Origin of the sequence: Cupriavidus alkaliphilus, assembly GCF_900094595.1 — a bacterium.
GTDB lineage: Bacteria > Pseudomonadota > Gammaproteobacteria > Burkholderiales > Burkholderiaceae > Cupriavidus > Cupriavidus alkaliphilus.
The window spans coordinates 103187-125399 of the sequence record NZ_FMAD01000012.1 but is presented as its reverse complement, the minus strand read 5'-3'; the positions used below and the strand labels follow the sequence as shown (position 1 = coordinate 125399).

Annotated in this window: 22 protein-coding genes; 13 read left to right on the top strand and 9 right to left on the bottom strand. The window is 68.0% G+C overall.

What is annotated here, in order from left to right:
* Window positions 1–151: 151 nt before the first annotated feature.
* The gene (locus tag GA0116996_RS22895) at window positions 152–808 is read right to left on the bottom strand and encodes a dienelactone hydrolase family protein (RefSeq protein ID WP_092316167.1); all 657 of its coding nucleotides are present in this window, start codon (window positions 806–808) and stop codon (window positions 152–154) included.
* Window positions 809–1019: 211 nt separating this feature from the next.
* On the opposite strand from GA0116996_RS22895, the gene GA0116996_RS22890 reads away from it, so the two are divergent.
* Window positions 1020–1946: a LysR family transcriptional regulator gene (locus tag GA0116996_RS22890; protein ID WP_092316165.1), complete on the top strand. Its 927-nt coding sequence runs from the start codon at window positions 1020–1022 to the stop codon at window positions 1944–1946.
* 3 nt (window positions 1947–1949) lie between these two features.
* Here the strand turns inward: GA0116996_RS22890 and GA0116996_RS22885 are convergent, their stop codons facing one another.
* Both GA0116996_RS22885 and GA0116996_RS22880 read right to left on the bottom strand, forming a co-directional pair.
* On the bottom strand, window positions 1950–3533 hold the full coding sequence (locus GA0116996_RS22885; RefSeq protein ID WP_092316163.1) for an aldehyde dehydrogenase (NADP(+)): 1584 nt from the start codon (window positions 3531–3533) through the stop codon (window positions 1950–1952).
* Between the two features lie 239 nt (window positions 3534–3772).
* Window positions 3773–4705, bottom strand: a complete 933-nt coding sequence (locus GA0116996_RS22880) for a dihydrodipicolinate synthase family protein (RefSeq protein WP_092316161.1) — start codon at window positions 4703–4705, stop codon at window positions 3773–3775.
* Window positions 4706–4817: 112 nt separating this feature from the next.
* Between GA0116996_RS22880 and GA0116996_RS22875 the strand changes: the two genes are divergently transcribed.
* From GA0116996_RS22875 to GA0116996_RS22855, 5 genes are all read left to right on the top strand, one after another.
* Window positions 4818–5774 (top strand): LysR substrate-binding domain-containing protein, encoded by a 957-nt coding sequence (locus tag GA0116996_RS22875; RefSeq protein ID WP_092316159.1) that lies wholly within the window; start codon window positions 4818–4820, stop codon window positions 5772–5774.
* A 109-nt stretch (window positions 5775–5883) separates the two neighbouring features.
* Window positions 5884–6864, top strand: a complete 981-nt coding sequence (locus tag GA0116996_RS22870; RefSeq protein WP_092316157.1) for a Bug family tripartite tricarboxylate transporter substrate binding protein — start codon at window positions 5884–5886, stop codon at window positions 6862–6864.
* 16 nt (window positions 6865–6880) lie between these two features.
* Entirely contained in the window at window positions 6881–7903 is a 1023-nt protein-coding gene (locus GA0116996_RS22865; protein ID WP_092316155.1) for a 4-hydroxythreonine-4-phosphate dehydrogenase PdxA, read from the top strand.
* 90 nt (window positions 7904–7993) lie between these two features.
* The gene (locus tag GA0116996_RS22860) at window positions 7994–9169 is read left to right on the top strand and encodes an L-rhamnonate dehydratase (protein WP_092316153.1); all 1176 of its coding nucleotides are present in this window, start codon (window positions 7994–7996) and stop codon (window positions 9167–9169) included.
* An 85-nt stretch (window positions 9170–9254) separates the two neighbouring features.
* Window positions 9255–9812: a DUF3016 domain-containing protein gene (locus GA0116996_RS22855; RefSeq protein WP_092316151.1), complete on the top strand. Its 558-nt coding sequence runs from the start codon at window positions 9255–9257 to the stop codon at window positions 9810–9812.
* 24 nt (window positions 9813–9836) lie between these two features.
* On the opposite strand, the gene GA0116996_RS22850 is transcribed toward GA0116996_RS22855, so the two are convergent.
* A complete protein-coding gene (locus GA0116996_RS22850) occupies window positions 9837–10817 on the bottom strand; it encodes a LysR family transcriptional regulator (protein ID WP_208601268.1) in 981 nt (326 codons plus the stop codon).
* A gap of 203 nt (window positions 10818–11020) precedes the next feature.
* On the opposite strand from GA0116996_RS22850, the gene GA0116996_RS22845 reads away from it, so the two are divergent.
* Together GA0116996_RS22845 and GA0116996_RS22840 are read left to right on the top strand one after the other, a co-directional pair.
* Window positions 11021–12766 (top strand): IlvD/Edd family dehydratase, encoded by a 1746-nt coding sequence (locus GA0116996_RS22845; protein WP_092316149.1) that lies wholly within the window; start codon window positions 11021–11023, stop codon window positions 12764–12766.
* Window positions 12767–12842: 76 nt separating this feature from the next.
* On the top strand, window positions 12843–14186 hold the full coding sequence (locus GA0116996_RS22840; protein ID WP_092316147.1) for an MFS transporter: 1344 nt from the start codon (window positions 12843–12845) through the stop codon (window positions 14184–14186).
* Window positions 14187–14206: 20 nt separating this feature from the next.
* Here GA0116996_RS22840 and GA0116996_RS22835 read toward each other — a convergent pair whose 3' ends face one another.
* Complete coding sequence (locus GA0116996_RS22835; protein ID WP_092316145.1) at window positions 14207–14443, bottom strand: hypothetical protein; 237 nt, start codon at window positions 14441–14443, stop codon at window positions 14207–14209.
* 219 nt (window positions 14444–14662) lie between these two features.
* Here GA0116996_RS22835 and GA0116996_RS22830 point away from each other — a divergent pair, with 219 nt between their 5' ends.
* Both GA0116996_RS22830 and GA0116996_RS22825 read left to right on the top strand, forming a co-directional pair.
* On the top strand, window positions 14663–15208 hold the full coding sequence (locus GA0116996_RS22830) for a GNAT family N-acetyltransferase (RefSeq protein WP_092316143.1): 546 nt from the start codon (window positions 14663–14665) through the stop codon (window positions 15206–15208).
* 84 nt (window positions 15209–15292) lie between these two features.
* Window positions 15293–16411: a hypothetical protein gene (locus GA0116996_RS22825; protein WP_092316141.1), complete on the top strand. Its 1119-nt coding sequence runs from the start codon at window positions 15293–15295 to the stop codon at window positions 16409–16411.
* Between the two features lie 117 nt (window positions 16412–16528).
* On the opposite strand, the gene GA0116996_RS22820 is transcribed toward GA0116996_RS22825, so the two are convergent.
* Window positions 16529–16750 (bottom strand): hypothetical protein, encoded by a 222-nt coding sequence (locus tag GA0116996_RS22820; RefSeq protein WP_092316139.1) that lies wholly within the window; start codon window positions 16748–16750, stop codon window positions 16529–16531.
* A gap of 314 nt (window positions 16751–17064) precedes the next feature.
* On the opposite strand from GA0116996_RS22820, the gene GA0116996_RS22815 reads away from it, so the two are divergent.
* Window positions 17065–17610 (top strand): PadR family transcriptional regulator, encoded by a 546-nt coding sequence (locus tag GA0116996_RS22815; protein ID WP_092316137.1) that lies wholly within the window; start codon window positions 17065–17067, stop codon window positions 17608–17610.
* 23 nt (window positions 17611–17633) lie between these two features.
* Here GA0116996_RS22815 and GA0116996_RS22810 read toward each other — a convergent pair whose 3' ends face one another.
* On the bottom strand, window positions 17634–18629 hold the full coding sequence (locus GA0116996_RS22810) for an NAD(P)H-dependent flavin oxidoreductase (protein ID WP_092316135.1): 996 nt from the start codon (window positions 18627–18629) through the stop codon (window positions 17634–17636).
* A gap of 69 nt (window positions 18630–18698) precedes the next feature.
* Window positions 18699–19130: a nuclear transport factor 2 family protein gene (locus GA0116996_RS22805; RefSeq protein WP_092316133.1), complete on the bottom strand. Its 432-nt coding sequence runs from the start codon at window positions 19128–19130 to the stop codon at window positions 18699–18701.
* Between the two features lie 213 nt (window positions 19131–19343).
* Here GA0116996_RS22805 and GA0116996_RS22800 point away from each other — a divergent pair, with 213 nt between their 5' ends.
* Both GA0116996_RS22800 and galE read left to right on the top strand, forming a co-directional pair.
* Complete coding sequence (locus GA0116996_RS22800) at window positions 19344–20366, top strand: tyrosine-type recombinase/integrase (RefSeq protein ID WP_092316131.1); 1023 nt, start codon at window positions 19344–19346, stop codon at window positions 20364–20366.
* Between the two features lie 156 nt (window positions 20367–20522).
* Window positions 20523–21542, top strand: a complete 1020-nt coding sequence (gene galE, locus GA0116996_RS22795) for a UDP-glucose 4-epimerase GalE (RefSeq protein ID WP_092316129.1) — start codon at window positions 20523–20525, stop codon at window positions 21540–21542.
* An 82-nt stretch (window positions 21543–21624) separates the two neighbouring features.
* Here galE and GA0116996_RS22790 read toward each other — a convergent pair whose 3' ends face one another.
* Window positions 21625–21933 carry an H-NS histone family protein gene (locus GA0116996_RS22790; protein WP_092316127.1) on the bottom strand — a complete coding sequence of 103 codons (309 nt, stop codon included), beginning with the start codon at window positions 21931–21933 and terminating at the stop codon, window positions 21625–21627.
* Between the last annotated feature and the right edge of the window lie 280 nt (window positions 21934–22213).

Below are 22213 nucleotides of genomic sequence, written 5' to 3'. Positions count from 1 at the left end.
ATGTCTCCTGCAGGTCGGTCAATCGTCGGACTGTTCGGTGCCCGGCTTATTGCAGGCCAGTATCAGGCGCGCGCCGGCGACCTGCTTACTTTGCAGGGACATTGACTTGCCAGTTGGCGACACTCGGGGCGCGATCGTCCCCACACGTTGCTCAGGACGATGCCTTGCACAGATAACGCTCGAACCATTGCGCCGCCAGGCGGGCCACCGACTGCAGCGCGCCGGGCTCCTCGAACAGATGGGAAGCGCCGGGTACGATCACCAGCTTCTTCGGACATGACAGGCCGGCGAAGGCCGACTCGTTCCGTTCCAGCACGCTGACATCGAGCCCGCCGACGATCAGCATGGTCGGTGTCGGCAGGCTGGCCAGGGCGTCGGCGCCTGCCAGGTCGACCCTGCCGCCGCGCGAGACGATGGCGCCGATCGGGATCGGCGACAGGCTGGCAGCACGAATCGATGCGGCGGCGCCTATGCTGGCGCCGAAGTAGCCCAACTGAGCTGGCATGCCGGCCTGCTGCGTGACCCAGTTGGTGGCATGGGCAAGCCGCTCGGCCAGCAACGCGACGTCGAAGCGGATCGCCTGCACCTGGTCTTCGTCGGGCAGCAGCAGATCCATCAGCAAGGTGCCCATGCCGGCGCGATTGAGTTCGGCGGCCACGTAGCGATTGCGGGGGCTATGGCGCGAACTGCCGGTGCCGTGCGCGAACAGCACCAATGCCGCGGCGCCCGGTGGCAGGGCGAGGACGCCTTGCAAGATCACGCCGGCGGCCGGGATCGTCACCTCGGTGAGGTTGGCATCGCCATGCATGGTGCTGGCCTCCCATGGATGTAACGGATGCGGCCCCGAAGTGGAGGACGTTACAACCGGCCGCATCGCCATTCACTATAGGGCGGGCATGGCAGCGGAGCCAGTTGCCGGTAGGGCAGTGATATCGCAGGTTGACCATCCTGGACAAAGCGATAAGAATTTGCGATCACAGGCGCGAGCCTGTCCTTGCATCCCCGCCTTCGTCCTGCCCATGATCCCACCCGTCAGCACCCTCCACGGCCGCCTCAAGATGCAGCACTTGCGCCTGCTGCTTGCCGTGGAAGAGCGCGGCTCGCTGCGCCAGGCCGCGGAAGCGCTGACGCTGACGCAGCCCGCGGTCAGCAAGATGCTGCAGGATATGGAAGACCTGCTCGGCGTGCCGCTGTTCGAGCGCCATGCGCGCGGGCTGCGGCCGACGCGCTTCGGGCTGGCGGCGACGCGCTACGCGCGGCTGGTGTTTGCGGATATGGGCGGCTTGCGCGACGAACTGGTGGCGCTGGAATCGGGCAAGATCGGCCGCGTGCGCGTCGGCGCGGTGATGGCGCCGACGCCGGGGCTGCTTGCCGACGTGATCCGGCAGCTCAACCGCGATCACCCGCGGCTTGAGGTGGCGGTGCATGTCGAGACCAGCGACGTGCTGATGCCGCAGCTCGAGCGCGACCAGCTCGATCTCGTGCTGGGCCGGGTGCCGGATGGCTGGGACAGCAGCGGGCTGGAGTTCGAGCAGCTGGGCGACGAGGGGTTGGCGATCGTGGTCGGGCCGCAGCATCCGCTGGCGCGGCGCCGCAAGCTGTCGTTCGCTGAGCTGACGCGCTATCCGTGGATCATGCAGCCGCGCCCCAGCCCGATGCGGGCGCTGATCGACCGCTCGTTCGAGGATGCCGGCGTGCCGGCGCCGCCGTCGACCATCGAGACCGCGGCGGTGCTCATGACCACCTCGTTGCTGGCGGACAGCGAACTGATCGCGGTGTTGCCGGAATCGGTCGCGGCCTACTATGGCCGGCTTGGCGCGCTGGTGGTGCTGCCGTTGCCGCTGCCGCGCAAGCTGGGGCCGTATGGCATCGTCACGCGGCGCGGACGCCCGCCGACCGCATCGATGAGCCTGCTGATCGATGCGTTGCGGGCGCTGTCGCGCTAGGCCTCAGCCGGCGCTGCCAGGCAGCTTGCCGTCCACGCGCCAGGCATGGCGCTGCGCGCTGTCCGGTCGCAGCGACGCGGGCAGCAGCCCGGCCGGCATGTCTTGGTAGCTCACCGGGCGCACGAAGCGCGCGATCGCCAGGCTGCCGACCGAGGTGCTGCGGCCGTCAGCGGTGGCCGGCCACGGCCCCCCATGCACCATCGCGTGGCCGACCTCGACGCCGGTGCCGAAGCCATTGACGAGGATGCGTCCCGCCAGCCGCTCCAGCGCGGGCAGGAACGGGCGGGCGGCGTCGTGGTCGGGCTCGTCGAGATGCAGTGCGGCGGTGAGCTGGCCTTCCAGCGAATCGATGACGCCTTTCATCTCGGCAAGATCGCGGCAGCGCACCACCAGCGCGGCGGCGCCGAAGACTTCGTGGCGCAGTGCCGGTTCGGCGAGGAAGGCCGCGGCGTCGGTGGTGAACAGCGCGGCCTGTCCTTGCGTGGCCGATCCCGCCGGACCGCGCGCGACGGTCTGTACCTGCGCATGACCGGCGAGCGACTCCACGCCGGCGCAATAGGCGCGATGGATGCCGGGCGTCAGCATGGTCGCCGCGGGCAGCGTGGCCAGCCGCGCGGAAGCGGCCTCCAGGAAGCGGTTGAGGTCGTCCCCTGCAACGGCCAGCACCAGGCCGGGGTTGGTGCAGAACTGCCCGGCGCCGAGCGTCAGCGAATCGGCGAAGGCGGTGCCGATGGCTTCGGCGCGGCTGGCCAGCGCGTGCGGGAACAGCAGCACCGGGTTGACGCTGCTCATCTCGGCATAGACCGGGATCGGTTCGGAGCGGGCGGCCGCGATCGCCATCAGCGCCATGCCGCCCGCGCGCGAGCCGGTGAAGCCCACCGCCTTGATGCGCGGATCGCGCACCAGTCCCTGGCCGACTTCCAGGCCGGCGTCGAACAGCAGCGAGAACGTGCCTTCGGGCAGGTCCATGCCGGCCACGGCTTGCTGGATGGCGCGGCCGACCAGCTCGGAGGTGCCGGGATGCGCCGGATGCGCCTTGACGATGACCGGGCAACCGGCGGCCAGCGCCGATGCGGTATCGCCGCCCGCCACCGAGAATGCCAGCGGGAAATTACTGGCCCCGAATACCGCCACCGGCCCCAGCGGGATATGGCGCAGGCGCAGGTCCGGGCGCGGCAGCGGCTTGCGTTCGGGTTGGGCCGGATCCACGCGCAGTTCCAGGAAATCGCCCTGCCGCAGCAGGTTGGCAAACAGGCGCAACTGACCCACGGTGCGGCCGCGCTCGCCTTCGATGCGGGCGCGCGGCAGGCCGGACTCGGCGACGCAGCGGTCGACCAGCGCATCGCCCAGCGCCAGGATGTTGGCGGCGATGGCTTCAAGGAAATCGGCACGGCGCTCGGGGGCGGTCTCGCGGTAGGCATCGAAGGCCTGCCAGGCGACGGCGCAGGCGTGGTCGAGCTGCTGGGGCGTGGCGCCGCCGAAGGCCGGTTCCAGCTGGGTGCCGGTGGCGGCGTCGATGGCGTGGAGGGTGCCGTGGGTGCCGCGAGGTGATTGGCGGCCGATCAGGAGGTTGCCGGTGAGGGTCATGGTTGGTTTTTGAAGGGTGGGGATGGTGTTGGCATCTGCGAAGGGCGGAGGCATCGTCAGGAATAGCGCTTCGTGGACGCACCGGCCCTCACCCCCGCCCCTCTCCCGCGGGGCGGGAGAGGGGAGCAAACCGGCGTCGCAATTGCATTCTGTGTACTCCCTCTCCCGCTTGCGGGAGAGGGTTGGGGTGAGGGCCGGCGCCTCTCGATGCGAGGCGCCAGCACTTCATTGCCGTGCGCTCAGCGCCCCCACCGCAGCACCATCGGATCCAGCCGCCGCGCAATCCGCATCAGCCCTTCGCGCGTGGCCGGGTGCATCGGCTGCAGCGGGTGGCGCACCGCGTCCGACGCGATCACGCCGCCTTCCTGCATCAGCACCTTGCTGGTGGCCAGCCAGCCCTGGCGGTTCTCATAGTTGATCAGCGGCAGCCACTGCTGGTAGCGCTGCGCGGCCAGTTCGGCGTCGCCGGCCTGCCAGGCATCGAGGATCTGGCGGATGCCATCGGGAAAGCCCGCGCCGGTCATGGCGCCGGTGGCGCCGGCTTCCAGGTCGGCCATCAGCGTGATGGCCTCTTCGCCGTCCCAGGGGCCGACGATGGCGTCGCCGCCCAGCTCGATCAGCTCGCGCAGCTTGGCCGCGGCCTGCGGCACCTCGATCTTGAAGTACGACACATTGCCGATCTCGCGCGCCATGCGCGCCAGGAACGGCGCGCTCAGCGTGGTGCCGCTGACCGGCGCGTCCTGGATCATGATGGGGATATCGATGGCGTCCGAGACCGTGGCGAAGAATTCATAGATGCTGCGCTCGGGCATGCGGATGGTGGCGCCGTGGTAGGGCGGCATCACCATCACCATGGCCGCGCCGGCGTCCTGCGCCGCGCGGCTGCGCTCGGCGCACAGGCGCGAGCTGAAATGCGTGGTGGTGACGATCACCGGCACGCGGCCGTCGACGTGTTCCAGCACGGTTTTCATCAGTACGTTGCGCTCGTCGTCGCTCAGCACGAACTGCTCGGAGAAATTGGCCAGGATGCACAGGCCGTGCGAGCCGGCATCGATCATGAAGTCGATGCAGCGGCGCTGGCCGTCGAGGTCGAGCCCGCCTTGCGCGTCGAAGATGGTGGGCGCCACCGGGAATACGCCGCGGTAGACGGTGGGGGTGGGGCTGCGGGTCATGGTCTCGCTCCGGCTGTCGATCAATGGGTCGGGCCAATATACGAGCCGCGCGGCGGGCTGTATATTGAATCCTTTCCATCTGGTGATCGCTTTTGCGACTCACCGACCTGTCATGAAATCCACCCTCGAAACCCTCATGGGCCGCCTGCGCGTGAAGCAGCTGCAACTGCTGATCGCGCTGGATGAACAGGCGTCGCTGCACCAGGCGGCCGCAGCCATGGCGATGACCCAGTCCGCGGCGAGCAAGTCGCTGCAGGAGCTGGAAAGCATGCTGGAGGCACCGTTGTTCGAGCGCTCGCGGCGCGGCATGCGCCCCAACGCCTTCGGCCATTGCGTGATCCGGCACGCACGCCAGCTGGTGGCGGACCTGGGCGCGATGTGCGACGAGGTGGCCGGCATCCGTGCCGGCAGCGGCGGTCGCGTCGCGGTCGGCACCATCATGGGCGCGGTGCCCGATGTGCTGGTGCCGGCGCTGGCGCAGTTGCGCCAGGCGCACCCGGAGCTGGCGCTGGAAGTCATCGAGGACACCAGCCGCCGCCTGCTGGAACTGCTCGACGACGGCCACCTGGACCTAGTGATCGGCCGCTCGCTGGTCAGCGACGAGCCGGCCCGCTACCACTACCACCCGCTCGGCGACGAGCAGGTGGCGGTGGTGGTGGGACGTTCGCATCCGGCGCCGCGCGCGGCCTCGATGGGGTTTGCCGACCTCGCGGGCTATCGCTGGATCACGTATGCCGGCCATATGCCGATGCATGCGCTGCTGCAGCGCGAACTGGACCTTGCCGGCATCAGCTTTCCGGCCAATACGGTGTCGACCTCGTCGGCGTTCGTCACGGTGGCGATGCTGCAGGGCGATCCCGGCCTGGTGTCGTTGCTGCCGGCGGGCGTGGCCGCCATGTTCGTGCGCCAGAAAATGCTGCGCATCCTGCCCGTGCGGCTGCAGTCGCGCCAGCAGACCTTCGGCATCGTCACGCGGCGCGGGGGCGGGCTGTCGGCGGCGGCGCGGCAGCTGGTCGCTATCCTGAAAGCGGGCCCGACCACGTCGATCGGGGGTGGCGCCAAGGTATAACGCCAGGTGATCGCCAGTTCAAAAAACATCAGTAGTGGCGAATCACTGATGCTCCTATAGTCTGGCCATCCGCGCCGCAGAGCCGGACAGCAAACGACGGAGACAGGCAATGAAGACATGGATCGCCGGCGCAATCGCCGGCTCAATCGCCGGCCTCGCCACGGTGGCCGCGGCAACGGGCGCGGCATGGGCCCAGGATACGCGGCCGGTGCGGCTGATGGTGGGCGCCGCCCCTGGCGGCGGTACCGACGTGATGGCGCGTATCGTCTCCGACAAGCTTGCCGCGCAGCTGAAGCAGCCGGTGGTGGTGGACAACCGCCCCGGCGCGTCCAACACCATTGCGGCGGACATCACCGCCAAGGCGCCGGCGGACGGCAATACGCTGCTGATGGGCGTGGTTACCTCGCAAGCGATCGCGCCGCACCTGCTCAAGCTGCAGTTCGATCCGCTCAAGGACCTGGCGCCGGTGGCGCTGGTATCGACCGTGCCCAATGTGCTGGTGGTCAACAGCCAGGTGACGGCGCGCGACGTCAAGGCGCTGGTGGCGCAGATCCAGGCGAATCCGGACAAGTTCCGCTACAGCTCGTCGGGAGTCGGCAGCACCCAGCACCTGGCCGGCGCGGCCTTTGCGCGCCAGATCAAGGGCAAGCTGCTGCATGTGCCGTACAAGAGCAGCAGCAGCGCGCTAGTGGACCTGATGGGCGGGCAGGTGGACCTGAGCTTCGAGACCATGCCGTCGGTCATCGGCCATATCAAGGCCGGCAAGCTGCGCGCGCTGGCGGTGACCGCCGACCAGCGCTCGGCGCTGCTGCCCAATGTGCCCACGCTGGCTGAAGCGGGCGTGCCCGGCATCCAGATGAGCGCGTGGTACGGTGTCTATGCGCCGGCCGGCACGCCGCCGGCGACGCTGCAGAAGCTGGGCACCGCGCTGTCGACCGTGATCAAGGATCCGGATACCGTGCGCAAGCTGGCCGACGTGGGGGCCGTACCCGGCGCGCTGACCGCTTCGCAATTCGATGCCTTCTCGCGCGCCGAATATGCGCGCTACGGCAAGCTGATCGCCGAACTGGGCGTCAAGCTCGACCAATAACCTCTACGGAAGCCTCATGCATTCCCGTCCAAGAATCGCCATGGTGCTGGGCGACCCCGCCGGCATCGGTCCCGAACTGATCGCCAGGCTGCTGGCCGATGCCGGCACCGCCGCGCAGGCCGAGATCCTGCTGATCGCTGACCGCGCCGAATGGCGCCACGGCATGCAGGTCGCCGGGGTTGAACTGGCAGTGGCCGAGACCGATGTGCCGGCGTTCGCCACCGACGGCCAGCCGCGCCTGTACCACTGGCAGTTGCCCGAAAACCCGGTGTATGCGCGTGGCGTGGCCAGCGCCGAAGGCGGGCGCTACAGCCTGGGCACGCTGGCGTTGGCACTGGAGCTGGCGCAGGCCGGACAGGCCGATGCGATCCTGTTCGGGCCGCTGAACAAGAGTTCGCTGCACGCCGCCGGCATGGCCCACAGCGACGAGCTGCACTGGTTCGCCGAGCAGCTTGGCTACAGTGGCGATTTCTGCGAATTCAACGTGCTCGACGGCCTGTGGACTTCGCGCGTGACCTCGCACATCGCGCTCAAGGACGTGCCGGCGATGATCACGCCGGAACGCGTCGGCGCCGCCATCGACCTGATCGACCAGGCGCTGCGCCGCGCCGGCATGGCGAGCCCGCGCATCGCGGTATGCGGCCTGAACCCGCACAACGGCGACAACGGTGCCTTCGGCCGCGAAGAGATCGATGTGATTGCCCCGGCCGTCGCCGCGGCGCGCGAGCGTGGCGTGAATGCCGACGGCCCGTTCCCGGCCGACACCATCTTCCTGAAGGTGCAGGGCGGGCCGTCGCAGCGGCAGTTCGACGCCATCGTCACCATGTACCACGACCAGGGACAGATCGGCATCAAGCTGATGGGCTTCTCGCGCGGCGTGACGGTGCAGGGCGGGCTGCCGGTGCCGATCACCACGCCGGCGCACGGCACCGCGTTCGACATCACGCAGCAGGGCCGCGCCGATCCCGGCGCCACGCTGCAGGCGTTCCAGATCGCCTGCCGCATGGGTGCGCAACGGCGCGCCGCCGCACAAGCCTAGCCACTCTTATCCATACCGGATCACAGCATGACCGCCCCCCGGTGCGGCCGGGGAGCGTTCGTGCCAACGCATCGCCATCAGGAGCTGAAATTGAAGATCACCAACGTCCGCGCCCGCGTCTTCGAATGGAAGGGCAAGACCGTGCCGCCGCAGGCGCACTTCTGCACCAACGCCACCGACATCCTGTTCGAGCGCGGCGACGCCATGGGCTCGTTCCGCTTCCACGGCTGGATGGTGGTCGAGATCGAGACCGATACCGGCCTGGTCGGCATCGGCAACTGCGCGCTGGCGCCGCGCGTGGCCAAGCAGATCGTCGACCAGTACCTGGCCCCGGTGGTGATCGGCCAGGACCCGTTCGACAACGAATACCTGTGGCAGAAGATGTACCGCCGCACCCACGCCTGGGGCCGCAAGGGCATCGGCATGGCGGCGATTTCGGCGGTCGATATCGCGCTGTGGGACCTGATGGGCAAGGCCGTGGGCAAGCCGGTGTTCAAGCTGCTGGGCGGACGCACCAAGGAAAAGATCTGGTGCTACGCCTCCAAGCTCTACAACAACGACGACCGCGATGCCTTCCTGGCCGAAGCGCAGGGCTACCTGGACCAGGGCTTTACCGCGATGAAGATGCGCTTCGGCTACGGCCCCAAGGACGGCCCCGCGGGCATGCAGAAGAACATCGAGCAGGTGCGCTTGCTGCGCGAGCTGGTCGGCGACGGTGTCGACATCATGCTGGAATGCTACATGGGCTGGACGCTCGAATACGCGCGCCGCATGCTGCCGCGCCTGGCCGAGTTCAATCCCCGCTGGCTCGAAGAGCCCGTGATCGCCGACGATATCGAAGGCTATGTCGAGCTGAAGAAGGCGAGCCCGTTCCCGATCTCCGGCGGCGAGCACGAGTTCACCTCGTACGGCTTCAAGGACCTGCTGGAGCGCCGCGCGGTCGACGTGATCCAGTACGACACCAACCGCGTCGGCGGCATCACCGCGGCACAGAAGATCAATGCGATGGCCGAGGCCTGGTCGGTGCCGGTGATCCCGCACGCCGGGCAGATGCACAACTACCACCTGACCATGGCGTCGACCGCGTCGCCGATGGCCGAGTACTTCCCGGTGCACGACGTCGAGGTCGGCAACGAGCTGTTCTACTACATCTTCAAGGGCGACCCCGCGCCGGACAACGGCTACCTGCAGCTTGACGACAACCTGCCGGGGCTGGGGCTGGAACTGAACGAGGAATACTTCAGCCAGTTCAACATCATCGGCTGACCGGCTAACTGGCTGGCTGACTGGCCGTGGCGCACTACAATCAAGAGGCATCAAGGGTGCAGTTGCCCTTGTCCTGGAGTTCGCCATGGCCAGATCCCGCCGTCTGCTGGCCGCCTGCGCGGCGCCCATGGGCCTGATGTGTGCCATCGGTGCCATCCATGCCTTCGCCGCGCCGCCTGCCGGAACGCTGACAGTTTCCTTCCCCCATCCCGACACCTACACCGATGCCGCCTACCGCAGCCCGTACGGCAGCGACCGCGAGCGCGCGCAGGTGATGAACGATATCCGCCGCCACTTCGACGAGCTGGCCGCGCGCTACCTGCCGCAGGGCTATGCGCTGAATATCGAGGTGCTGGATATCGATCTCGCGGGACATTTCGAGCCATGGCGCGTGCGCGGCTATGACGTCCGCATCGTGCGCGACGTCACCTGGCCGCGCATGACGCTGCGCTATGCACTGCGCGGCAGCGACGGTGCGGTGATCGGCAGCGGCGAGCAGCGCATCTCTGACCAGGCCTTCAACATGGGCGTCAACGTCTACAGCCAGGGCGACAGGCTGCGCTATGAAAAGGCGATGATGGACCGCTGGTTCGACGAGACCATCAGGCGCCGGATCGCGGCGCGCGAGAGCGGGCAGGGATGACCGGCGCTGGCACCAGCACTGGAACTACCTGCCGTAGATGCGCAGAGCCGTTTCGCGCAACGCATCCGCAACCAGCAGTGCGCCGGGCGACATCAGCCGGTCGGTCGGCGTGATCAGGCCGAAGTCGTCCATATGACAGGGCATGGCCATCGGCAGCACTTCCACCATGCCGAACGCCGCGTAGTATTGCGCGACATCCGCCGTCAGCACCGCGATCATGTCTGACTGCGTCACCATGCGCGTCAGGAACAGCAGCGCGGCGGTTTCCACCACGTTGGTCGGCGGCGCCAGGCTGGCGCGCTGGAACATCAGCTCGAAGCGGTGGCGCAGCACCGTGCCGGCCGGCGGGATCAGCCAGGCGGCGTCGGTGGTGTCGGCCAGCGCCAGGGCGGGCGCCGCCAGCATCGGGTGGCCGGGGCGCACCACGGCGCAGACCGGCTCTTCCGCCATCGGCTCGTAGCGCAGCCGGCCTTTGTCGTGTTCGGGAAACAGCCGCGCGACCACCATGTCGAGCTTTTCCTGCCCGAGCCGGTCGAGCAGCACGTTGCTGTTGTCGATCTCCACCGAGACCCGCAATCCCGGATAGCTTGCCTTCACCCGCGCGATCGCCGGCGGCAGCAGCCGCACGCCTGGCGAGGTGATCGCGCCGATCGCCACATGGCCGAGCCGGCCCGCCTTCAGCGCCAGCACTTCCTCGCGCGCCTGGTTCAGGCTGCCGATCACCGCGCGCGCATGCCGGATCATCGCGCGGCCATAGTCGGTCGGCGCCATGCCGCGCGGCAGGCGCTCGAACAGCGGTACCGACAGCATCTCCTCCAGCTCGCGCAGCAGCTTGGAAGCGGCCGGCTGCGTCATCGCCAGCCTTTCCGCCGCGCGGTGGATGCTGCCTTCGTCGGCGACGGCCAGCAATAGCAGCAGCTGGCGCGTCTTGAGGCGGGTGTGGTTGTGCCAGGCGGGTGGCGCGGGGACCGCATCAGCCGTGTCAGAAAAGATGGGGGCTTCCATAGGGTAAGTACCAATGCCGATATCGATATGGCAAATGCCGAACTCTTCATTAGTAGCATATCGGCCAGCTGCATACACTCCGTCCGACAAATAACAACGAACGGAGACAGCCTGGTTGCGCCGCCATGATGCGATGCCGCTGGATCCGTCGTCCCTGCCATCTTCGCCGCCGGGCCCCGGCGGCCCCTCGCACCAGGAACAACATGTCGGATTCCAAGGACAAGCAACGCAAGCCGCTGCGCTCGACGGCGTGGTTCGGCACCGCCGACAAGAACGGCTTCATGTATCGCAGCTGGATGAAGAACCAGGGCATTCCCGACCACGCCTTCGACGGGCGCCCGGTGATCGGCATCTGCAACACGTGGTCGGAACTCACGCCATGCAACGCCCACTTCCGCAAGCTGGCCGAGCACGTCAAGCGCGGCGTGTATGAAGCCGGCGGCTTCCCGGTCGAATTCCCGGTGTTCTCCAACGGCGAATCCAACCTTCGCCCGACCGCGATGCTGACGCGCAACCTGGCCGCGATGGACGTGGAAGAAGCGATCCGCGGCAACCCCATCGATGCGGTGGTGCTGCTGACCGGCTGCGACAAGACCACGCCCGCGCTGCTGATGGGCGCGGCCAGCTGCGACGTGCCGGCCATTGTCGTCACCGGCGGGCCGATGCTCAACGGCAAGCTCGACGGCAAGGACATCGGCTCGGGCACCGCGGTGTGGCAGCTGCATGAATCGCTCAAGGCGGGCGAGATCAACCTGCACCAGTTCCTGTCGGCCGAGGCCGGCATGTCGCGCTCGGCCGGCACCTGCAATACCATGGGCACCGCCTCGACCATGGCCTGCATGGCCGAGGCGCTGGGCACCTCGCTGCCGCACAATGCCGCGATCCCGGCGGTCGATTCGCGCCGCTATGTGCTGGCGCACATGTCCGGCATCCGCATCGTCGAGATGGCGCGCGAGGACCTGACGCTGTCGAAGATCCTGACGCGCGAGGCATTCGAGAACGCGATCCGCGTCAATGCCGCGATCGGCGGTTCGACCAACGCCGTGATCCACCTGAAGGCGATTGCCGGCCGCATCGGCGTGCCGCTCGAGCTGGAAGACTGGAGCAACGTGGGGCGCGATACGCCGACCATCGTCGACCTGATGCCGTCGGGCCGCTTCCTGATGGAAGAGTTCTACTACGCCGGTGGCCTGCCCGCGGTGCTGCGCCGCATGGGCGAGGCCGGCCTGCTGCCGCATCCGGGCGCGCTGACCGTCAACGGCAAGGCGATCTGGGACAACGTCAGGGATGCGCCGATCACCAACGACGAAGTCATCCGCCCGCTGGACCAGCCGCTGATCCGCGACGGCAGCATCCGCATCCTGCGCGGCAACCTGTCGCCGCGCGGCGCCGTGCTCAAGCCGTCGGCGGCGACGCCCAGGCTGCTGCGCCACCGCGGCCGCGCGGTGGTGTTCGAGAACCTGGAGCATTACAAGGAACGCATCGTCGACGAGTCGCTCGACGTTGACGAGAACTCGGTGCTGGTGCTCAAGCGCTGCGGACCGCGCGGCTACCCGGGCATGGCGGAGGTAGGCAATATGGGCCTGCCGCCGAAGCTGCTTCGCCAGGGCATCAAGGACATGGTGCGCATTTCCGATGCACGCATGAGCGGCACCGCCTACGGCACCGTGGTCCTGCACGTGGCACCGGAAGCTGCCGCCGGCGGGCCGCTGGCAATCGTGCGCGACGGCGACTGGATCGAGCTGGACTGCGAGGCCGGGCGCCTGCACCTGGATATCGATCCCGCCGAGTTCGAACGCCGCATGGCCGACGTGCAGCCGCTGCAGGCGCCTGCCGACGGCGGCTATCGCAAGCTCTACGTCAACCACGTGCTGCAGGCCGACGAGGGCTGCGACCTCGACTTCCTGGTCGGCTGCCGCGGACGCGAGGTGCCGCGCCACTCGCACTGATCGACCCGATTACATTGAAGGCGCGCGGCCCCGGCGGCGCGCGCGCGACCCCTTACAAGAACAGAGGAGACTAGCCATGCAAGGCACACAGACCGCGCCGCTGGCGCGCGCCGTCCCAGGAAAGGAAACCGGCGCACAGGCGCAGGAAGAGACCCGCATCATCGGCATGCTGGTGCGCCGGCTGATCCCGTTCCTGGCGCTGATCTACGTGGTGGCGTATATCGACCGCTCGGTGGTCGGCTTCGCCAAGCTGCACATGAACGCGGCCATCGGCATCAGCGATGCGGCCTATGGCCTGGGCGCGGGTTTGTTCTTTATCGGCTATTTCCTGTGCGAGGTGCCGAGCAACCTGGCGCTGGAACGCTTCGGCGCGCGCCGCTGGTTTGCGCGCATCCTGTTCACCTGGGGCGTGATCACCATGGCGATGGCGTTCACGCAGGGCGCGCACAGCTTCTACGTGCTGCGCTTCCTGCTGGGCGCGGCCGAAGCCGGCCTGTATCCGGGCATCCTGTACTTCCTGACCAAGTGGTTCCCGATGCGCCATCGCGCGCGCATCATCGGACTGCTGGTGCTGGCCCAGCCGATCGCGCTGATCATTACCGGACCGATTGCCGGGCTGGTGCTGTCGACGCAGGGGCTGCTCGGCATGTCCAACTGGCAGACGCTGTTTGTGCTGAGCGGCCTGCCGGCGGTGCTGCTGTGCCTGCCGACGCTGCGCATCCTGCCGGAGTCGCCCGCCAGCGCCGCATGGCTGGCACCGGCCGAGCGCGCCTGGATCGAGCGCGAACTCGCCGCCGACCAGGCCGCCTATGCGCTCAAGCCGCACGGCAACCCGCTGCAGGCGCTCAAGGACAAGCGCGTGCTGCTGCTGTCGCTGCTGTTCCTGCCGTTCCCGCTGAGCATCTACGGGCTGTCGCTGTGGCTGCCGACCATCATCAAGCAGTTCGGCGTGACCGATGCCATGACCGGCCTGCTGTCAGCGGTGCCCTACCTGTTCGCCGTGGTCGGCCTGTACCTGGTGCCGCGCCACTCGGACCGCAAGGGCGAGCGCTACGGCCACATCGTGGTGGTGTCGGGGATGGCAGCGATCACCATGGCGCTGAGCGCCTGGGTGCAGTCGCCGGTGCTGCAGTTCCTGTTTATCTGCCTGACCGCGTTCTCGATCTATTCGATCCAGGCCGTGGTGTGGGCGCTGCCCGGCGAATTCCTCACCGGCGCCAGCGCCGCGGTGGGCATCGCCACCATCAACTCGCTGGCCAATCTGGGCGGCTACTTCGGCCCCTATGGCATCGGCGTGATCAAGGACGCCACCGGCAGCCTTGCGGCCGGGCTGTACTTCCTGGCGGCAATGCTGCTGTTTGCAGTTGTGATGGCCTTCGTGGTGCGCGCGGCGCTGCGGCCGGCGGCGGGGCGGGCCTGACCGGGCCGCCGCCCACCGGATCAGGGCCGCCGCTTTCTCCATTCGTAGTCGGGCGGCGGATCGGCCGCCCCGGCACGGCCGACCGAGTCGGGGTTTTCCGAGCACAGCGTGACAAAGCTGACCGGCTCGCCCGCGTGCTGGCGCTGGCGCAGCGCCTCGGTAAAGCGCAGCGCTTCGCGCATGGCATCGCTGGGGAAAGACTGCGCATGCGGCGTCAGTCCGGTGCCGAGGGCTTCGGACCAGTAGACCATGTACATAAGGCTTCCTTTTGCTTGGCAGAGCTTGCCCGGCTTGCTGCAACCTTCGTTCCCGCTGCCGCGGCGGCGCGCAAGGGAATGCCGGGTGTACCGGGGCCCCCGATTGCAAACCCTTCCTGCGCCTTTTGCAAGCTTTGGCATGTCGCGGGCACAATGGGCGCTTGCCGCGCGCCCCTGCACCCAGGCACGGATGCCGCTGTGCCTTCCTGGTCTCGTCCCATGCCCGATATTGCGCTGATACCTGCCACCGCCGCCGATGCCGACCGGCTTGCCGCCATGCACGCCGCCAGCTGGCAGCACACCTATCCCGGCATGCTGCCGGACGCTTACCTGCGCGTGCAGGCCTTCCCCGAACGCCTGGCGGCCTGGCGCGCGCGTATGCACGACGGCGCCGATGGCCCGGCCGAGGTCACGCTGGCGCTGGTCGACGGCGTGACCGCCGGCTTTGCCTGCCTGCTGCCGCAGGCCGACTCGCGCTTCGGCATTTACCTGGACAACCTGCATGTCCTGCCGGGCTACCATGGCCAGGGACTCGGCAAGCGGTTGCTGGCGCATTGCGCGCAACGCGTTGCGCAAGGCTGGCCGGGGCAGCCGCTGTTCCTCTATGTGCTGGAGGCCAATACGCAGGCGCGCGAGTTCTACCAGCGGCTGGGCGGCACGGAGTCGGAACCGTTCGAGGACGATTTCCATGGACCCGGCCTGCGCGTGATGGTGCGGCGCGTGACCTGGCCCGACGTGGCGGCGCTGGCCGCGCGGCTCGCGTAAGGCAGCATGGCGGCGCGGCGGGCGTTGCCATGCCGCGCGCCACTGGCCTACCATCGCCGGCATGCCAACCGGAGACCACCCGCCATGACGCCATCGATCGCCCACCCGCAGCCCATCCGTGCGCATCTGGCACGCGCCCTGGCCGCCGCCGCCCTCGCGCTGCTGGCCGGCTGCGCCGGTACGCCGGCAGCGCCGCCCGTCGCGGGCAAGGCCGCCGCTCCCGCGCAGTGGCAGCGCGTGCATCTTGGCGCCGGCTATGACTTCCCCGTCTATGCCAACCACCGGCTCGACGGCGACCTGTCAAGCATCCGCGAAGTCGTGCTGGTCCAGCATGGCTTGCAGCGCAACGGCGATGATTACTATGCCGCCGGCGCGGCACTGCTGAAGGCCAGCGGCCGCAACCCGGACGAGGTGCTGCTGGTCGCGCCGAATTTTGCCGGCACGCCGGACGGGAACAAAGGCTTTGCCGGCATGCCGCACTGGTCGGTGCAGGGCTGGATCAGCGGCGAGGATGCGGTCGAGGGGCCGGCTCGCGTTAGCTCGCTGCAGGTGCTGGACGACCTGCTCGCGTTTTTCACCGACAAGGCGCGGTTGCCGCAGGTGCGCAAGGTGACGGTGGCCGGCCACTCCGGCGGCGCGCAGATCGTGCACCGCTACGCGGTGCTCAACAATGTCGACGAGCGCATCCGCGCCGGCGGCATCGACCTGCGCTATGTCGTGGCCAATCCGTCGTCGTATCTGTATTTCACGCCGGTGCGGCCGGCTGGCGCCGACGGCAAGTCGTTCGCGCCGTATGACCAGGCCCGCTGCCCGGACTACGACAAATACCGCTACGGCATGCAGGACATGGTGCCGTATGCCAAAGGCGCCGACGGCATGGCGTTGTGCCGGCGCTATGCCGGGCGCGAGGTCACCTATCTGGCCGGCACCGAGGACAACGATCCCAACCACCGCGTGCTGGACAAATCGTGCGGCGCCGAGGCCGAGGGCCCCACGCGGCTGCAGCGTGCGCGCGGCTACCTGCGCTACGAGCGCTACCTCGCCGGCCCGGGCCTGGTCATTCGCCACCAGGCGTATGAAGTCGTGGGCGTCGGGCACGACCAGGCGCGCATGTTCGGTTCGCAGTGCGGGGCGCGAGCCGTGTTCGGCATGCCGGAGGCAGCCAATGGCGGCGGTGCGGCCTGCCGTGCGCCGCAGCTCTGAGGCCGGCACGCGCCGATACCGTCACGCCAAGAAAAAACCCGCGAAGTTCGCGGGTTCAAGTCCCTGCCCGCAGGATCGGGCTCGGAGGAGACAACCACAGGAAAACAGTGGCGCGGATCAGCTCAGGTTGTATTTGACGACCTGTTCTTCGACGCCGACAAAACGCACCAGCTGGCGCAGGCCGCTGGGATATTCCTTGATATGGTGCCCGTCAGGCGTATCGGGCAGCCGGTAATAGACTGGGGCCTTTTCGTGCAATGGCGCCAGCAGGCCGAGCGGGCGCGCGGCGGCCTCCCAGGGCACGTCGCGGTCTTCGGCTAGCAGGATTCTTCCGGTCATGGACACACTCCAAAGTTCTACATGGTGCGGCCGGGGGCGGATCGTTTTTGCTCGCACAGCTTCAATGTATGGAATGTATGGCACATCGGCCGGAAATGCCATTCAGCGTTTTTTAATTCTGTCTGGCGGGAAATTTCTTAACTGACAAAATCGACGAATATATCGTTCCCCGCCATATTGCGCGGCGCCTTTCGGGTACCGGCCCGGCATTGCGCTACCATAGCGCCAGTTTTTGAAAGTGCGGTGACCGGCGCGCCTGCCGGCACGCTGCGCTGTCCGCATCCACTCCGATCATCCCCGCGCCCAGCAGACGCATGTCGACCCAGCACGCCTTGTTGATCTCCCTGATCGAAAAGCCTTCGTCCGGCTACGAGCTGGCGCGGCGCTTCGACCGCTCCATCGGCTATTTCTGGCATGCCACGCACCAGCAGATCTATCGCGAACTGGGCCGCATGGCGGACAACGGGTGGATTGCCGCCGATGAAAGCGACGGCGCCGAAAACGAGGGTGGGTCCGACCGGCGCAACCGCAAGAAGGTCTACCGCGTGTTGCCCGCGGGCCGTGATGAACTGGCGCGCTGGGTGCTGGCGCCGGGCGCGGGCCTGGACCAGCGCGAGGAGATCCTGGTCAAGCTGCGCGCCGATGCGGTGATCGGGCCGCTCGGCCTGGGCGACGAGATGCGGCGGTTGATCGCGCTGCACCGCGCCCGTCTCGAGACCTACCTGGCCATCGAGCGGCGCGATTTCTCGGCGCCGGACATGGACCGCGCGCAACAACTGCGCTATACGCTGCTGCAGCGCGGGATCCGCTTCGAAACCGACTGGGTGGCCTGGGGCGAGGCCCTGCTGCCGCTGCTGTAGCGCCGGCGCAAGGGCCTGCGCGCTCAGGCCAGGTCGACCGCGCGCGTGCCGGCCGGGCTGGCTTCGCCCAGGCCCAGGCGGCGGCGCGCCAGCGCGTATTCCTCGGCAAAGCGGCGCACCAGCTCGGCGGCGGGCACCACGCGCTTGATCGCGCCGACGCCCTGGCCAGCGCCCCAGATATCCTTCCACGCCTTCACGCTGGTCGAACCGAAATTCATCTTCGACGGGTCCGATTCCGGCAGCGCGTTGGGGTCCAGCCCGGCGCGCTCGATGCTGCCGCGCAGGTAGTTGCCGTGCACGCCGGTAAACAGGTTGGAATACACGATGTCGTTGGCATTGCTGTCGACGATCATCTGCTTGTAGCCGTCCTGCGCGTTGGCCTCATGCGTGGCGATAAAGGCCGAGCCGATATAGGCCAGGTCGGCGCCGGCGGCCTGCGCGGCCAGGATGGCGTCGCCGCTGGAGATGGCGCCCGACAGCAGCAGCGGGCCGTCGAACCATTCGCGGATCTCGTGCAGCAGCGCGAACGGCGACAGCGTGCCGGCATGGCCGCCCGCGCCGGCGGCCACGGCCACCAGGCCGTCCGCGCCCTTTTCGATCGCCTTGCGCGCGAAGGTATTGTTGATGACGTCATGCAGCACGATGCCGCCGTACGAGTGGACCGCGTCGTTGACTTCCTTGCGCGCCCCCAGCGACGTGATCACGATCGGCACCTTGTAGCGCACGCACAGTTCCAGGTCATGCTCGAGCCGGTCGTTGGACTTGTGCACGATCTGGTTGACCGCGAACGGTGCCGACGGGCGCTCCGGGTGCTTCGCGTCGTGCGCCGCCAGCTCCGTGGTGATGCGGTCCAGCCATTCCTCCAGCTTGGGCGCGGGGCGCGCGTTCAGCGCGGGGAACGAGCCGACCACGCCGGCCTTGCACTGGGCGATGACCAGGTCGGGGTTGGAGATGATGAACAGCGGCGAGCACACCACCGGCAGCGAAAGCCGGTTCTGAAGCTGGACGGGAAGGGCCATGGGGAAGTCTCCTGGGTAATTCCGATGGATTCGGTGAAGCGATGCGGTGGCGCTGTCGGCTGGCGCGCGTCAGGCGGCGCCGGTCAGCAGGTGTTTCTGGCTGGCCAGGCGCGCGGCCATGGCGGCGGCCAGCGCCTCCAGGCCGGAGCGCGGGCGCACCATGACCTCGAACTCTGCAATCCGGCCGGCGTCGTCGAAACGGATCATGTCGATGCCCTTGAGCGCCTTGCCGTCCACGCTGGCGCTGAACTCCAGCACCACGCTGTGGCCGTCCTCGCTGACAAAGCTGCGGTGGTAGCGGAAGTCCTGGAACACCTGGTTCACCGTGGTCAGCACCAGCGCGATGGCGGCGCGGCCGGGGTACGGCGTGTGCGCGACCGGCGAGCGGAACACCACGTCATCGGCGACGATGGCATCGAGCCCGGCCATGGACTGGGTGGCGATCATCTGGTGCCAGGCGTCGAGCGAAGCCTGGGCGGCGGGGAGCAGGGCAGTGGTCACGGGGTCTCCTGGCGGGGCGCGGTAGGTTGCTGCGATCTCGTTCCGGTCATATACAAACTCTATGCAACCAGTTGCATAGTGGATCGAAAGGTAGCACGCCGCATGGCCCGCTGCAAGCTCGATACGTGTCCGGCGGCGCGCAGTGACGCGTTGTCTACAATAGTCGGGATCGTCCGCCGGCCGCCGGCCTGATGCGGGAGAGCAGGAGAGTCCGTGACCACCAAGCCCAGTGCCGCTCAGCTCGAGCAGGCGGCCTTGTTCGATGCCGACCTGGCCGCCTGGCGCGACCACCCCGAGCGCGCGTTCGACGGCTGGCTGGCGCAGCACGGTTTTCGCCACGGCACCAGCGTGGTCTACCGCGCCATGTGGGGCAAGCTGCTGCGCTGGTCGGCCGAGCGCGGCCTGCCGCCGCTGAGCTGGTCCGCCGAGCAGATCGGCGAATTCCTGGACGCGCAGCAGCTGCACAAGTCGCACCGCTACCGCTATGCGCGGCTGATCGAACGGGTGTTCCACCACCTGTCACGCTTGCGCGAGGGCATGCACAACCCCGGCAGCCAGGCGGTGCGCGCCCATCTGGCCGAGGGCGAGAACGATCCCACCGCCTTCCTGCTGCCCGGCGAGCGCGACCTGCTGGTGGCGCGCATCCTCGGCCCGGCCGGCGCGCCGGCCGGCGACACCGGCGCCGCGGCGTCGCCGACGCAATGGAAGCGCGCGCGCGACGCGGCGCTGCTGGCCGTGCTGCTCGGCGGCGGCCTGAAGGTGGCCGAGGCGCGCGCGCTGCGCATCGACGTGATCGCCGATGGCGCGCCCGGGCGGATGGCGCTGCGCATGGTGCGCCCGGACAACGGCCGCGCCTACACGGTGCCGCTGTTCCCGCTGGCACATGCGCCGCTGCGTGCCTGGCTGGCGCTGCGCGAGACCTCCGGCACCCTCGGCAGCCTGGTGTTTCCGGCCATGCCGACGGGACGGCCGATGCATGCCGCGTCGGTCTACCGGCGCGTGGAAATCCTGCTGGATGAAGCCGGCGTGCTTGCCGGGCGCAGCGAACGCGCGTCGCCGCAGACCCTGCGCAATACCTGCGCGGCCATGCATTTCGAGGCCGGCACGGCGCCCGCCGAGGTGGCGCAGTGCCTGGGCATGCGCGACCTGGAATCGGGCTGGCGGTTGCGGGCAGCATATGAAGCCTGGCAGGCGCGGGCGGGGCTGGTGGCGCCGGCTTCCGCGGCCTCTGACTGACGCCGTAAGCAGGGGCGGCTGGCGGGGCGCCATGGCGCATCGTGGATAATAGGTACCTTCCCGTGCCGGGTGGGGCAATCAAGTTATTTATCGTGCACACCGCGCTCCGGCTGCCATCCGCAAAACGCTGAACCGAATCGATCGACGCCAATACCCATGCCTGAAACCCTGCTGCTGACCGGTGCCACCGGCTATATCGCCTCGCATACCTGGGTCGCGCTGCTCAATGCCGGCTACCACGTGATCGGCCTGGATAATCTGTGCAACAGCAGCCCGGCCGTGATCGAGCGGCTCGCCACCATTACCGGCCAGGCCCCGCATTTCGTGCAGGGCGACGTGCGCGACCGCGCGCTGCTGGACCGGCTCTTTGCCGAACACCGCATCAGCGCGGTGATTCATTTTGCCGCGCTCAAGGCGGTGGGCGAATCGGTCAGCCAGCCGCTGGCCTATTACAGCAACAACCTCGACGGCCTGCTGACGGTGTGCGCGGCAATGGGCGCGGCCGGGGTGAAACAACTGGTGTTCAGTTCTTCGGCCACGGTTTATGGCAATCCCCACACCGTGCCGATCCTGGAAGATTTCCCGTTGTCGGCGACCAACCCCTATGGCCAGACCAAGCTGATGGGCGAGCAAATCCTGCGCGACCTGGAAAAATCGGATCCGGCATGGCGCATTGCCTACCTGCGTTATTTCAATCCGGTGGGCGCGCATGAGAGCGGCCTGATCGGCGAAGATCCGCGCGGCATTCCCAACAACCTGATGCCTTATGTGGCGCAGGTGGCAGGCGGGCGCCGCGAGCAACTGATGGTATTCGGCGGCGATTACCCCACCGTGGACGGCACCGGGGTGCGCGACTATATCCACGTCTGCGACCTGGCCGACGGCCACCTGGCGGCGCTTAATTATCTGCGCCAACAGGGCCGCGGCATGACCGTGAACCTGGGCACCGGGCGCGGCTACAGCGTGCTGGAGGTGGTGCAGGCTTACCAGCGCGCCAGCGGCAGGCCGGTGCCGTACCAGATCGTGGCGCGGCGCCCGGGCGATATCGCCGCCTGCTATGCCGACCCGGCGCTGGCCAACGAACTGCTGGGCTGGCGCGCGCAGCACGACCTCGACCGCATGTGCCAGGACTCATGGCGCTGGCAGTCGATGAACCCGCACGGCTTCGACGCCTGACCCCGGCCAGGTTTTCCGCCGCGCAAAACAAAAACGCCACGGATGTCTCCGTGGCGTTTTGCCGTCTGCCGGATCGCGCGCTTTAGCGGATCAGGAAGTCTTCCACCGATTTGCCCTGGGCCAGGGCCTGGGTCAGCCAGCCCGGACGCTTGCCGCGGCCGGTCCAGGTATTGCCGGCGTTGTCGCGATAACGCACCGGCACCTTGCGGTTGACCGCCTTCTTGCCGGCCGGGGCCTTCGCGCCAAAACCCAGGTCTTCCGCGGTCAGGCCATATTGCTCGATTTTCTCGCGAATATCGGCGATCACGGCGGATTGTTCGCGTGCCTTGATTTCCTCGGCTTGCTTCTGCAGTTCGCTGATTTTCTGAACGATTTCCTGATACGTCGCCATTGCGTCCTCGGTTTCCGGTGATTGAATTGCGCTGGGTGCGCTGGTGGGCGGGGTAAATGCTGAAAACAATTATAACGGGCCGGATGCCGGCTGCAAATCCCGGTCGCGTAATCCCGGACGGTTTTTGCGAAAATTCTTGCTGCTGATAATTGTGTGAACTTTCAGTGTCAGGGCGAGTCGCCGCGGATTTTGCCGCGCGCTGGCGGGACTGAGAGGTGGGCAGCGGTGCCGAAATCCGGGCGGTATTCGCTACCGCCCCGCCTGTCGTCGTTGTGTGCGG

Bases quoted from the DNA above. Each gene is read 5' to 3' on its own strand.
- GA0116996_RS22895 (WP_092316167.1), bottom strand. From the start codon at position 808: ATGCATGGCGATGCCAACCTCACCGAGGTGACGATCCCGGCCGCCGGC.
- GA0116996_RS22890 (WP_092316165.1), top strand. From the start codon at position 1,020: ATGATCCCACCCGTCAGCACCCTCCACGGCCGCCTCAAGATGCAGCAC.
- GA0116996_RS22885 (WP_092316163.1), bottom strand. From the start codon at position 3,533: ATGACCCTCACCGGCAACCTCCTGATCGGCCGCCAATCACCTCGCGGC.
- GA0116996_RS22880 (WP_092316161.1), bottom strand. From the start codon at position 4,705: ATGACCCGCAGCCCCACCCCCACCGTCTACCGCGGCGTATTCCCGGTG.
- GA0116996_RS22875 (WP_092316159.1), top strand. From the start codon at position 4,818: ATGAAATCCACCCTCGAAACCCTCATGGGCCGCCTGCGCGTGAAGCAG.
- GA0116996_RS22870 (WP_092316157.1), top strand. From the start codon at position 5,884: ATGAAGACATGGATCGCCGGCGCAATCGCCGGCTCAATCGCCGGCCTC.
- GA0116996_RS22865 (WP_092316155.1), top strand. From the start codon at position 6,881: ATGCATTCCCGTCCAAGAATCGCCATGGTGCTGGGCGACCCCGCCGGC.
- GA0116996_RS22855 (WP_092316151.1), top strand. From the start codon at position 9,255: ATGGCCAGATCCCGCCGTCTGCTGGCCGCCTGCGCGGCGCCCATGGGC.
- GA0116996_RS22850 (WP_208601268.1), bottom strand. From the start codon at position 10,817: ATGGAAGCCCCCATCTTTTCTGACACGGCTGATGCGGTCCCCGCGCCA.
- GA0116996_RS22845 (WP_092316149.1), top strand. From the start codon at position 11,021: ATGTCGGATTCCAAGGACAAGCAACGCAAGCCGCTGCGCTCGACGGCG.
- GA0116996_RS22840 (WP_092316147.1), top strand. From the start codon at position 12,843: ATGCAAGGCACACAGACCGCGCCGCTGGCGCGCGCCGTCCCAGGAAAG.
- GA0116996_RS22835 (WP_092316145.1), bottom strand. From the start codon at position 14,443: ATGTACATGGTCTACTGGTCCGAAGCCCTCGGCACCGGACTGACGCCG.
- GA0116996_RS22830 (WP_092316143.1), top strand. From the start codon at position 14,663: ATGCCCGATATTGCGCTGATACCTGCCACCGCCGCCGATGCCGACCGG.
- GA0116996_RS22825 (WP_092316141.1), top strand. From the start codon at position 15,293: ATGACGCCATCGATCGCCCACCCGCAGCCCATCCGTGCGCATCTGGCA.
- GA0116996_RS22820 (WP_092316139.1), bottom strand. From the start codon at position 16,750: ATGACCGGAAGAATCCTGCTAGCCGAAGACCGCGACGTGCCCTGGGAG.
- GA0116996_RS22815 (WP_092316137.1), top strand. From the start codon at position 17,065: ATGTCGACCCAGCACGCCTTGTTGATCTCCCTGATCGAAAAGCCTTCG.
- GA0116996_RS22810 (WP_092316135.1), bottom strand. From the start codon at position 18,629: ATGGCCCTTCCCGTCCAGCTTCAGAACCGGCTTTCGCTGCCGGTGGTG.
- galE (WP_092316129.1), top strand. From the start codon at position 20,523: ATGCCTGAAACCCTGCTGCTGACCGGTGCCACCGGCTATATCGCCTCG.
- GA0116996_RS22790 (WP_092316127.1), bottom strand. From the start codon at position 21,933: ATGGCGACGTATCAGGAAATCGTTCAGAAAATCAGCGAACTGCAGAAG.